The organism is Aquabacter albus (genome assembly GCF_040049275.1).
Taxonomy (GTDB): Bacteria; Pseudomonadota; Alphaproteobacteria; order Rhizobiales; family Xanthobacteraceae; genus Aquabacter.
The window spans coordinates 251,599-263,497 of sequence record NZ_JBDZDT010000004.1 but is presented as its reverse complement, the minus strand read 5'-3'; the positions used below and the strand labels follow the sequence as shown (position 1 = coordinate 263,497).

The 11,899-nt window shown below is 66.9% G+C and carries 11 protein-coding genes; all 11 read left to right on the top strand.

Going from position 1 to position 11,899, the window contains the following annotated elements:
• Window positions 1-29: 29 nt before the first annotated feature.
• The 11 genes from ABLE91_RS10970 to ABLE91_RS10920 all read left to right on the top strand — a co-directional run bounded on the left by ABLE91_RS10970 (window position 30) and on the right by ABLE91_RS10920 (window position 11,876).
• Entirely contained in the window at window positions 30-797 is a 768-nt protein-coding gene (locus ABLE91_RS10970; protein ID WP_348930854.1) for an SDR family NAD(P)-dependent oxidoreductase, read from the top strand.
• 9 nt (window positions 798-806) lie between these two features.
• On the top strand, window positions 807-2,018 hold the full coding sequence (locus tag ABLE91_RS10965; RefSeq protein ID WP_348930853.1) for an acyl-CoA dehydrogenase family protein: 1,212 nt from the start codon (window positions 807-809) through the stop codon (window positions 2,016-2,018).
• On the top strand, window positions 2,015-3,013 hold the full coding sequence (locus ABLE91_RS10960; RefSeq protein ID WP_348930852.1) for a phosphotransferase family protein: 999 nt from the start codon (window positions 2,015-2,017) through the stop codon (window positions 3,011-3,013). Before ABLE91_RS10965 ends, ABLE91_RS10960 begins: the two co-directional genes overlap by 4 nt.
• A 250-nt stretch (window positions 3,014-3,263) precedes the next feature.
• On the top strand, window positions 3,264-4,112 hold the full coding sequence (locus tag ABLE91_RS10955; protein WP_348930851.1) for an FAD binding domain-containing protein: 849 nt from the start codon (window positions 3,264-3,266) through the stop codon (window positions 4,110-4,112).
• On the top strand, window positions 4,109-4,606 hold the full coding sequence (locus ABLE91_RS10950; protein WP_348930850.1) for a (2Fe-2S)-binding protein: 498 nt from the start codon (window positions 4,109-4,111) through the stop codon (window positions 4,604-4,606). Before ABLE91_RS10955 ends, ABLE91_RS10950 begins: the two co-directional genes overlap by 4 nt.
• Window positions 4,603-7,014 carry a xanthine dehydrogenase family protein molybdopterin-binding subunit gene (locus tag ABLE91_RS10945; protein WP_348930849.1) on the top strand — a complete coding sequence of 804 codons (2,412 nt, stop codon included), beginning with the start codon at window positions 4,603-4,605 and terminating at the stop codon, window positions 7,012-7,014. Before ABLE91_RS10950 ends, ABLE91_RS10945 begins: the two co-directional genes overlap by 4 nt.
• 57 nt (window positions 7,015-7,071) lie before the next feature.
• On the top strand, window positions 7,072-8,322 hold the full coding sequence (locus ABLE91_RS10940; RefSeq protein WP_348930848.1) for an ABC transporter substrate-binding protein: 1,251 nt from the start codon (window positions 7,072-7,074) through the stop codon (window positions 8,320-8,322).
• Window positions 8,323-8,507: 185 nt separating this feature from the next.
• Window positions 8,508-9,383 carry a branched-chain amino acid ABC transporter permease gene (locus tag ABLE91_RS10935; RefSeq protein ID WP_348930847.1) on the top strand — a complete coding sequence of 292 codons (876 nt, stop codon included), beginning with the start codon at window positions 8,508-8,510 and terminating at the stop codon, window positions 9,381-9,383.
• 8 nt (window positions 9,384-9,391) lie between these two features.
• Window positions 9,392-10,390, top strand: a complete 999-nt coding sequence (locus ABLE91_RS10930) for a branched-chain amino acid ABC transporter permease (protein ID WP_348930846.1) — start codon at window positions 9,392-9,394, stop codon at window positions 10,388-10,390.
• Entirely contained in the window at window positions 10,387-11,169 is a 783-nt protein-coding gene (locus tag ABLE91_RS10925) for an ABC transporter ATP-binding protein (protein ID WP_348930845.1), read from the top strand. Before ABLE91_RS10930 ends, ABLE91_RS10925 begins: the two co-directional genes overlap by 4 nt.
• Window positions 11,170-11,171: 2 nt before the next feature.
• Complete coding sequence (locus ABLE91_RS10920; RefSeq protein WP_348930844.1) at window positions 11,172-11,876, top strand: ABC transporter ATP-binding protein; 705 nt, start codon at window positions 11,172-11,174, stop codon at window positions 11,874-11,876.
• The last annotated feature ends 23 nt before the right edge of the window (window positions 11,877-11,899 follow it).

Sequence of the window (11,899 nt, the reverse complement as noted above, 5' to 3'; positions counted from 1 at the left end):
CGCAGAGGCGCGGTCTGGGAGGCCCATCCATGAGCTTTCACGCGTCCCTCGACGGGCGCACCGTGCTCGTCACCGGCGCCTCCAAGGGGCTCGGGGCCTTTTTCGCCGAGCGGCTCGCTGCGTCCGGCGGGCGGGTGGCGGTGGCGGCCCGGCACAGGGGCGACTGCGAAGAGGTCTGTGCCCGCATCCGCGCGGCGGGCGGCACCACGATGGCCATCTCCCTGGATGTCACCAGCGCCGCCTCGGTGGAGGCGGCGGTCGCCACTGTTAAGGGCGCATGGGGCCGGCTCGACGTGCTGGTCAACAATGCCGGCGTCACGGCCACGACGCCTCTCCTGGATCAGGACGAGGCCGAGTGGGACCGCATCCTCGACACCAATCTGAAGGGCGCCTTCCTCGTGGGCCAGGCGGCCGCCCGCGCCATGGCGGCGGACGGGGCGGGCGGCGCCATCGTGAACGTGGCCTCCATTCTCGGCCACCGGGTGGCCGGCCAGGTGGCCGCCTATTCAGCCTCCAAAGCAGCCTTGGTCCAGCTCACGAAATCCATGGCGCTGGAATGGGCGCGCCACAAAATCCGGGCGAATGCCCTGTGCCCCGGCTATGTGGAGACCGACCTCAACCGGGACTTCTTCGAGAGCGAGGCGGGAGCGGCCCTTGTCCGCCGCATCCCCTATCGCCGGCTCGGCCGGCTCGCCGACCTCGAAGGGCCGCTTTTGTTCCTCTGCTCCGATGCTTCCGCCTATGTCACCGGCACGTCGCTGGTGGTGGATGGCGGCCATCTCGTTTCCTCCCTCTGAGGGCAAGCCATGGACTTCTCCATCTCCCCGGCCCTCGAAGACCTCAGGGCGCGCATCGCCGCCTTCGTGGAGCGGAAGATCATCCCGCTGGAGGCCGATCCCGCTGCCTATGACGCCCATGAGAACATCCGCACTGATTTGCTGTCGCAGATGCGGGCGAAGGCCCGCGCGGAAGGCCTCTGGTGTCTCCAGCTCCGTCCCGAGACCGGCGGACTCGGCGTCGGCCGGGTGGGCATGGCGGTGTGCTACGAGGAGATGAACCGTTCCATCTTCGGGCCGGTGATCTTCAACTCCGCCGCCCCCGACGACGGCAACATGATGGTGCTGGAAAAGGTGGCGACGCCGGACCAGAAGGCGCGCTGGCTCGCCCCCATCGTGCGCGGCGAGGTGCGCTCCGCCTTCGTCATGACCGAGCCCCATCCCGGCAGTGGCTCTGACCCTTCCATGATGCTCACAAGGGCGGAGAAGCAGGCGGACGGCTCCTATAAGATCCATGGCCGCAAATGGTTCATCACTGGCGCCGAGGAGGCCGCCCATTTCATCCTCATGGCGCGCACCTCGGACGATGCCCGCAAGGGCCTCACCGCCTTCCTCTTCCATAAGGACCAGCCCGGCTGGCGCATCGTGCGGCGCATCCCCATCATGGGGCCGGAAGAGCATGGCGGGCATTGCGAGCTTGAGTTCGACGGCCTCACCATCGCGCCCGAGGACGTGCTCATGGGCGAGGGCCAGGGGCTGAAGATGACGCAGATCCGCCTCGGCCCGGCGCGCCTCACCCATTGCATGCGCTGGCTCGGCCTTGCCAAGCGCTGCGTGGAGATCGCCCGCGCGTATGCCGGCGAGCGGCACGGCTTCGGCGTCGCCCTCAGCGATCGCGAAAGCGTGCAGCTCAAGCTCGGCCAGACCGCCATGGGCATCGAGGTGGGCCGCCTCCTGGTCATGAAAGCGGCGTGGGAGCTGGATCGCGGCGGCTTTGCGCGAAAAGAAGTGTCCATGGCCAAGATCCAGGCCGCCAACACGCTCCATCAGGCGGCCGACATGGCGATCCAGATCAATGGCGCGCGCGGCTATTCCAAGGATACCGTGCTGGAATGGATCTACCGCTATGCCCGGCAGGCCCGGCTGGTGGACGGCGCGGACGAGGTGCACCAGATGGTGCTCAACCGCTTCCTCTCGGAAGAGGAGACCGCCTTCTGGCGCTGGCCGGTGGCGGCATCGTGAACGGTTTCGGCACGGCGGCACTGGACGCCTTCCTGCGCGGCGCCCTGCCGGGCCTTGAGGGCTCGGTGCGCCTGGAGGCGATCGCCGGCGGCCAGTCGAACCCCACCTTCTTCGTCACTTATGACAATCGCCGCCTTGTGCTGCGCAAGCAGCCGGCGGGGGAGCTTCTGCCCTCCGCCCATGCGGTGGACCGCGAGCACCGCATCATCAGCGCGCTGGCCGCCACCGATGTGCCGGTGCCGCCCGCTTTGCTCTTCTGCGACGACCGCAGCGTGGTGGGCACGCCCTTTTATGTGATGGAGCGGGTGGACGGGCGGGTGTTCCACGATTGCACCCTGCCCGGAGTCGCCCCCGCGGATCGCGCCGCCATGTATGCCGCCATGGCGCGGATTCTGGCGGCGCTGCACAATGTCGACGTCGCCGCGGTGGGGCTCGCCGACTACGGCCGCCCCGGCAATTATTTCGCCCGGCAGGTGAGCCGGTGGAGCCGGCAGTGGGAGCAGTCCCGCACCCGCGAGGATGCGAACATCGAGCGCCTCATCGCCTGGCTGCCGGCGAACATTCCGGCGGACGACACCACCAGCCTCGTGCATGGCGACTATCGCATCGGCAACCTCATGTTCCACCCCACCGAGCCGCGCGTGGTGGCGCTGCTGGATTGGGAACTGTCCACCCTCGGCCATCCGCTGGCGGACCTTGCCCACAGCGCCATGGCGTGGCTTTCGCAGCCGGATGAGTATGGCGGCCTGAAGGGTCTCGACATCGACACCCTGGGCATCCCCGCGCTCGAACCCTATCTCGCCATCTATGACACCGAGGCGCGCCACGGGGTGCGGATGACCAATTTCCACATGGCCTTCGCGCTGTTCCGCTGGTCCATGATCTTCGAGGGCATCGCCGCACGGGCGAAGGCCGGCACCGCCGCCTCGGACAATGCAGCGGAGACGGGCCGGCTGGCCGCCGCGTTCTCCAGACGAGCCGTGGATCTGACGTAAGACGGATTTCCGGACCGGGCTCTCCCGAGCCCGCCTGCCCATCTCATGGCTTAGCTTCCAGACAAAAGACCAAGCAGAGAGTGGGGCGATCAAACGCCTTGGAAACGTTGCGTCATCGGGACAGCTCGGCGCTGAATCCCGCTTGCTATTTATCAAGTGATCATTAAGATGCGCATTCGACAGGGCATGCGACGCACGTCAGAATGCCCGCCAATAATAAGCCGCCGTTGAGCGGCCTGAGGAGACGTCCGTGAAGCCAGCCACTTTCGCTTACGCGAAAGCGCAGTCGGTCGCGGAAGCCGTGGCGACGCTCGCCACGCACGGCGACGATGCGCGCATCATCGCAGGAGGCCAGAGCCTCGTCGCGATGCTCAATATGCGCCTTTCGGCGCCGAGCGTGTTGATCGACATCAATGACATTCCCGGTCTTTCCGACATCGCCATCGAGGGCGACAGCCTGAAGATCGGCGCGCTGGTGCGCTACACGCAGGCGCTGCGCTCGCCGCTGGTGGCCGAGCATGCGCCGCTGCTCGCGCGCGCCATCCCCCACATCGCCCATGCGGCGATCCGCAATCGCGGCACCTTGGGCGGCTCCGTCGCCTTCGCCGATCCCGCCGCCGAGATGCCCGCCTGCATCCTCGCCTTGGGCGGGAGCATCACATTGTCCGGGCCGGACGGGGACCGCGAGGTGAGCGCGGACGACCTCTTCCTCGGCCTTTATGAGACCGCGCTGGGCCCGAGCGACATGCTCACCGGCCTGCGCCTGCCGCTCCACACGAAGGAGAGCCGCGTGGGCTTCGCCGAATTCGCCCGGCGCCATGGCGACTATGCCATGGTGGGCCTCGCGGCCACCGCCAGGGCGCGGGGCGACGGGATCGCGGACGTGCGGCTCGCTTATTTCAGCGTCGGCCAGTGCGCGACGCGCGCCACCGGCGCCGAGCAGGCGCTTGCGGTCGGCGACATCGAGGGCGCCGTCGCGGCCCTTGAGACCGATCTCGACCCCACCGGCGACATCCATGCCAGCCGGGACACCAAAATGCATCTCGCCGGCGTCCTTCTCAGGCGCGTCGCGGCCCAATTGTCGGAGGCGCCGAAATGAACGGGGACTTGGAAACCGTCTTCGACGTCACCCTCACCGTGAACGGCGTCGAGCACAGCGAGAGCGTGGAAGCGCGCCGGCATCTGGCCGACTTCCTGCGGGAAGACCTGGGCCTGACGGGCACCCATATCGGCTGCGAGCACGGCGTCTGCGGCGCCTGCACCGTGCGCATGGAGGGGGAGATCGTCCGCGCCTGCCTCACCCTCACCGTCCAGTGCGACGGCAAGCGCATCGAGACCATCGAGGGCCTCTCGGACAGCGGCGAGATCGCGGATCTGCAGGAAGCGTTCCGCACCCGCAACGCGCTCCAATGCGGCTACTGTACTCCCGGCATGCTGATCGCCGCGTCCGCCCTCATGGCGGTGGAGCCGATGCCGAGCCGCGAGGAGATCCGCGACCACATCTCCGGCAATTACTGTCGCTGCACCGGCTATCAGGCCATCGTCGATGCGGTGGAGACCACCCTGCGCGCCCGCGCGGAGGCCGCCCGATGACCCGCGATGTGCCTTCTCCGCTGACCGCCCTCGACCGGCCGAATTCCTATATCGGCCGCTCCGTCCCGCGCCCCAACCTCGCGCGCCTCACCGAAGGGCGCGGGGAATATGTGAGCGACCTCGTCCTGCCGCGCATGGTCCATGTGGTCTATGTGCGCTCGCCCCATGCCCATGCGGAGATCCGCGCCATCGATGTGAGCGCGGCGAAGAAAGCCAAGGGCGTTGTGGCGGTCGTCACTGGCGCCGAGATGGCGGAGGTCTGCACCCCCTGGGTGGGCGTCCTCACCCATATGGTGGGTCTCAAGTCCGCGCCCCAGCACCCCATGGCGGTGACGCGCGCCTGCTGGCAGGGGGAGGCAGTGGTGGCGGTGATCGCCCGCACCCGCGCGCTGGCCGAGGACGCGGCGGAACTGGTGGAGATCGATTACGCGCCCCTGCCGCCCGTGACCGACATGAGCACCGCGCTCGATCCCGAGACGCCCGTAATCCATGAGAGCCTCGGCGACAATCTCGCTTTCGAGCGCAATTATACCGGCGGCGACCCGGCGGCCGCCTTTGCCGCCTCCGACCATGTGATCGAGACCGACTTCTCCTTCGGCCGCCACACCGGCGTGACGCTGGAGCCCCGCGCCATGGTGGCGGACTTCAATCCCGGCACCGGCCGCCTGACCGCCTATCTCGGCACCCAGGCGCCGCACATGATCCAGAACATCCTCTCCATCCATCTCGGCATGCCGGAGAGCGACATCCGGGTGGTGTGCAAGGATGTGGGCGGCTCCTTCGGCATCAAGGTCCACGTCTATGCCGACGAGATGGCCACCGCCACGCTGTCGAAGATGCTGAAGCGGCCCGTGAAGTTCGTCGCCGACCGGCTGGAGAGTTTTCTTACCGACATTCACGCCCGCGACCACCGGGTGAAGGGGAAGATCGGCGTCATGAAGGACGGCACGATCACCGCTTTCGAGATCGACGACCTCACCGGCATCGGCCCCTATTCGGTCTATCCCCGCACCAGCGCGGTGGAGGCGAACCAGGTGGTGAACCTCACCGGCGGCCCCTACATCTGCATGAATTACAAGGCGCGGGCGCGCGTGGTCTTCCAGAACAAGAACGTCACCTGCCAGTACCGCGCCGTCGGCCATCCCATCGCCACCGCCGTCACCGAGGGGCTGGTGGACCTCGCGGCCCAGCGCATCGGCATGGACCCGGTGGAGATCCGCCGGAAGAACCTCATCAAGGACGACGCCTATCCCTGCAATTCTGCAACGGGGCTGAAGTTCGAATCCCTCTCCCATCACGCGGCGCTCAACAAGCTGCTGGGCATGATGGATTACGAGAAGCTGCGGGCCGAGCAGGCGGAGCTGCGCAAGAAGGGGATCCATCGCGGCATCGGCTTTGCGAGCTTCATCGAGATCACCAATCCCGGCGCCGCTTTCTATGGCGTGGGCGGCGCGCGCATCTCCTCGCAGGACGGCGCCGTCGTGCGCCTCGACGCCACCGGCGCCGTGACCTGCCAAACCAGTGCCACCGAGCAGGGCCAGGGCACGGAAGCGGTCATCGCGCAGGTGGTGGCCACCTCCGTCGGCGTCAGTCTCGACCGGGTGCGCATCATCAGCGGCGACACGGACCAGACGCCCTATGGCGGCGGCACCTGGGCCTCGCGCGCGGCCGGCATCGGCGGAGAAGCCGCGTGGCAGGCGGGCAAGGCGCTGCGCGAGAACATCGTCGCGGTGGCCGCCGCCATCCTCCAGGCGGACCCCAAAAGCCTCGACGTTCGCGAGGGCGCGGTGGTGGATGCGGACACGGGCCGGGAGCGCATCGCGCTGCCGGAATTGGGCCGCATCGTCTATTTCCGACCCGACACGCTGCCCACCGGCTTCCAGGCCGAACTGATGGCGGTGCGCCATTATGTGCCGCGCGGCTATCCCTTCGCCTTCACCAACGGCATCCAGGCCTCCTACCTGGAAGTGGAGGACGGCTTCGTGAAGCTGCTCGGCCATTGGGTGGTGGAGGATTGCGGCACCATCCTCAACCCGCAGCTCGTGGACGAGCAGGTGCGCGGTGGCGTGGTGCAGGGGCTCGGCGGCGCACTGTTCGAGCATTGCGTTTACGACGCCGACGGCCAGATGCAGAACGCCAACATGGCGGACTATCTGGTGCCCATGGCCTGCGAGATGCCGGACATCCAGGTGGGCCATGTGGTCTCCCCCACCGCCGACAGCGAACTGGGCGCCAAGGGCGCGGGCGAGGCCGGCACCGCCGGCGCGCCGGGCGCTGTGATGAACGCCATCAACGATGCGCTCTCGCCCTTCGGCGTGACGCTCACCCACATGCCCTTCACGCCGGACCGCATCCTCACCGCCATGCGGGAGGCCGAGCGGCGGCAGAAACGGCAGGCCGCCGAATGATCGGCGCCTGACCAGTCGCGTACCAAAAAGCACAACAAGTACAACGGGAAGAAAGCCATGAACCCCAAGGATGTGATGACGGTTTCCCGCCGCACCCTGCTGAAGGGCGCCGCCCTCGGCACCGTTGCCGGCCTCGCCGCCCCTGCCTTCCTGCGCACCGCGCAGGCCCAGGAAGCGGCGATCAAGATCGGCTTCCCGGTGCCCATCAGCGGCCCCTATTCCACGGAGGCGCAGGACCAGGTGCGCTGCGCCGAGATCGCCATCGCCATGTTCAACGATGCCGGCGGCCTGAAGGGGCGCAAGGCTGAGCTGCTGGTGCGCGACGACAAGCTCAATCCCGGCGAGGCGGCGACCCGCGCGCTGGAGCTGATCGAGAAGGACAAGGTGAACTTCCTGTGCGGCTCGCTCTCCGCCGCGGTCCAGCTCTCGGTGAACCAGGTCGCGAAGCAGCGCGGCGTCATCTACAATTCCATCAGCCAGTCGGATTCCATCAACGAGATCTCCGACTTCTCCAAATACACCTTCCACGAGGCGCTGAACCCGCACATGACGGCGGGCGCGGTGGGCCGCTACGTGTTCCCGAAATTCGGCAAGCGCGTCGCCTACCTGATCGCCGACTACGCCTATGGCCACGAAATGGCGCGCGGCTTCCGCCGGGTGGGCAAGGAGTTCGGCGTCGAGGAAGTGCTGGAGATCAAGCACCCGCTCGGGCAGACGGATTTCTCGACCCTCTTCCCCCGCATCCAGGCCGCCAAGCCCGACGTGCTCGTCGTCTGCAATTTCGGCCGCGACCAGCTGAACACGGTGAAGCAGGCCACCGATTTCGGCCTGAAGCAGCAGATGCGGATCGCCTGCCCCGTTTTGCTGTTCTCGCAGCGGCTCGCGGGCGGCGCGGGACCGTTCGAGGGGGTCATCGGCGGCGCCAATTATTATTGGGGCCTGGAGGACAAATTCCCCTCCGCCAAGCGCCTCAACGATGCCTACCGCGCCAAGAACAAGAATGCGGTGCCCACCGATTATGGGGCGCTGGGCTTTGCGGGCATCTACGCGCTGCTGGAAGGGGTGAAGAAGGCCGGCGGCACCGATCCTGATGCGGTGATCGCGGCGCTCGAGACGCTGAAATACGACGCCTACAAAGGCGAGGAATATTTCCGCAAGTGCGACCACCAGGCGGTGCAATCGGTGCTGGTGGTGGAATCCAAGCCGCAGGCGCAGGTCAAGTCCGAGTACGACGTGTTCAACATCGTCGATACCCAGCCGGGCGAGGACAAGTTCCTGCGCAGCTGCCAGGAGCTGGGGCATAGCTGAGGCCCAAAAGCGGTGACGCGGCTCCCTCTCCCGCTTGCGGGGGAGGGGGCAGACCTCTCCTGACGCGCGGCGCTATCCGGCCTACGGCCGGCCCCCTCCCTAACCCTCCCCCGCAAGCGGGAGAGGGAATTGCGGCGGCCCCATGGGGTGGCTGGCCCACACAGAACACCGGACACGCGATCCATATGACGCTCGACCTCATCCTGCTCCAGCTCTTCACGGGCGTCGCGCTCGGCACCATCTTCATCCTGGTCGCGGTCGGCCTGTCGCTGATCTTCGGGCTGCTCACTATCGTCAACTTCGCCCACAGCCAGTTCTTCATGCTGGGCGCCTATGTGGGCGTCGCGGTGCTGGCCTATACGGGGAATTTCTGGATCGCTCTGCTGGTGGTGCCGATCGCGGTCGGGCTCATCGGCATGGTGTGCGAGCGCTTCCTGATCCGCCCGCTTTACGGGCGCGGCATCGACTATCCCCTGCTGCTGACCTTCGGGCTCGGCCTCATCATCCTGGAGCTGGTGCGCATCTTCGCCGGCACCGAAGGCATTCCCTTCAACACGCCCGAAACACTGACCGGAGCCGTGAATCTCGGCGTGTTCTTCTTCCCGAAATACCGCCTGTTCCTGATCGGCGTGACGGTCCTGATCCTCATCGCGCTCTGGTTCTTCCTGGAGAAGACGCCCTACGGCCTCATCATCCGCGCCGGCGCGCGGGACCAGGAGATCGTCCAGGTTCTGGGCGTCGATGTCTCCAAGGTCTGGCTCATCGTGTTCGGCATCGGCACTGGCCTTGCGGCGCTCGCCGGCGTGCTGGCCGCGCCCATCCGGGGCGTGTTCCCGGAGATGGGCGTGCCGGTGCTGGTGGAGGCGTTCGTGGTCACCGTGGTGGGCGGCATGGGCTCACTTTTGGGCGCCGTGATCGCGGGCCTTGCGGTGGGCATCACGGTCTCGATGACCTCGCTGTTCTATCCCGAGATGACGACGCTCTCCATGTTCCTGCTCATGGCCGTCGTCCTGGTGTTCCGCCCCCGCGGCCTGTTCGGCCGCGCCGGCGTGATGGATTGAGGACTTCCATGGCTTCCAATTCCGTTGCCGCCGCGCCCAAGGCGGGCGCTTCCCCCGGGGCCTTCCGCGCGATCGTCGAGTTCATCGCGCGCCACCGCGTCCTCGCCGCCATCGCCGTGCTCGCGGTGCTGCCCTTCCTCACGCCCTACGAGGCGCTGGCGGTCAACATCCTGGTGTTCGGCCTCTATGCCATGGGGTTCAACCTCATCTTCGGCTATGCGGGCATGCTCTCGTTCGGCCATGCGGCTCTGTTCGGGCTCGGCGCCTATGGCTGCGGCATTCCCATCGCCAAGTTCGGCATCCCCTGGTTCGCCGCTCTGCCCATGGGGATCGCTGTCGCCGGCATCGCCTCTGTCGTCATCGGCTGGTTCGCCATCCGCTCGCGCGGCATCTACTTCGCCATGATCACTCTCGCTTTGTCGCAGGTGGTCTATTACTCGACCTATCAATGGGTCTCGCTCACCGGCGGGGAGGATGGCCTGCGCGGCGTGAACGTGCCGGTGATCAACATCTTCGGCCTGCACCTCAATATGCTGAACCCGCTGGTGAAATATTATGTGCTGTTCGCCCTCGGGGCGGTGGCCATCGCCCTCTTCTCGCGCATTCTGAACTCGCCGTTCGGCGGGGTGCTCGAAGCCATCCGCGAAAACGAGAAGCGCGCCATGGCCTGCGGCTACGACGTCGCCCGCACGCGCTGGCTGGCCTTCATCCTGTCGGGCCTGTTCTCGGGCTTCGCGGGGGCGCTCTACGCCATCCATTTGTCCGTCGTACCCATCGAGACGCTGAACTATTTCAATTCCGCCGAGGTGCTGATGATCACCCTGCTGGGCGGCATGGGCACGTTCTTCGGCGCCTTCGTGGGCGCCTATGTCTACATCATGCTCCAGGACGTGGTGACGGTGGTGACGGTGCATTGGCAATTGGTCATCGGCACTCTCTTCGTGGTGCTGATCCTGTTCTTTCCGCGCGGCATCTGGGGCTCGCTGCTCAAGTGGGTGCGGCCATGAATCCGGCGGCGCATGCGGCGGCCCAGATGAAGCCCCCCACCACCCCCATCATGGCCGTGGACGGCGTGACGAAGCGCTTCGGCGGCTTCACGGCGCTCAACAATGTCACCACCAGCTTCCATGCCGGGAGCCTCACCTCCATCATCGGCCCGAACGGCGCCGGCAAGAGCACCTTCTTCAATGTGCTCTCCGGCCAGTTCCCGCCCACAATGGGCAAGGTGTTCCTCGACGGCGCGGATATCACCGGCACGCCCCAGCACCGTCTGGCGCACATGGGCATCGCCAAGTCGTTCCAGATCACCAACCTCTTCCCCAAGCTCTCGGTGCACGAGAATGTCCGCATCGCCGCCCAGGCGCTGCGCTCGCGCTTCGGCCTCTGGCAGCCGCGGGCGACCCTCAAGCTGGACGAGACCGTGGAGGCGCTGCTCCTGCGCGTCGGCCTCCAGGACCGCCGCCACGAGAGTGTGGACACTCTCGCCCACGGCCAGCAGCGGTGCCTCGAGATCGCGGTGGCGCTCGCCTGCGAACCGCGCGTGCTGCTTCTCGACGAGCCCACCGCCGGCATGAGCCCGGAAGAGGCCAAAGACATGATGGACCTCATCCTCAAGCTCAATGCGGAGCGCACGGTGATCCTGGTGGAGCACCGCATGAAGCTGGTCATGGGCATTTCCGACCGCATCGTCGTGCTGCATCACGGCACGCTCCTGGCCGAAGGCACGGCCGACGACATCCGCGGCCACGACGAGGTGCGGCGCGTCTATCTCGGACAATCGGTGTGAGCATGCTTGAGGTCGCAAATCTCAATGCCTGGTACGGGCGCAGCCACATCCTCCAGGGCATCGGCTTCTCGGTGGCCAAGGGCGAAGCCGTGTGCCTCATCGGCCGTAACGGCGCCGGCAAGACGACGACGTTGCGCTCCATCATGGGGCTGGTTCCCAAGCGCACCGGCACGGTGAAATTCAAGGGCGAGGACATCCTCCCTGCCCCCACCCACAGGCGCCTCGGCATGGGCCTCGCTTATGTGCCCGAGGACCGGCGCATCGTGCGCGGGCTCACCGTGCTCGAGAACCTGCGCCTCGGCCTCGTGGCCTCGCCCAACCGCCATAGGGAAGGCGAGATCATCGACCGCATCGCGGAAACCTTCCCGCGCCTGCGCGAGCGCCTCAACCAGGCCGGCGATACCCTCTCCGGTGGCGAGCAGCAGATGCTCGCCATCGCTCGGGCGCTTGCCGCCGACCCGCAGCTCATCATGCTGGACGAGCCTTCGGAAGGCATCATGCCGGTGCTCGTGGACGAGATGTTCGAGCTGTTCGCGCGGCTGAAGCGCGAGGGGCTCACCATCCTCATCGTCGAGCAGAATGTGGAGCGCGCGCTGGCGCTGGCGGACCGCGCCTATATCGTGGACCAGGGCGAGATCGTCCATTCCGGTGGCGCGGCCGAGCTGCTCGCGAACCCAGAGATCCAGGAGAAATACTGCGCGGTGTGAGGCGGCGCCTCCAATCATTGTCA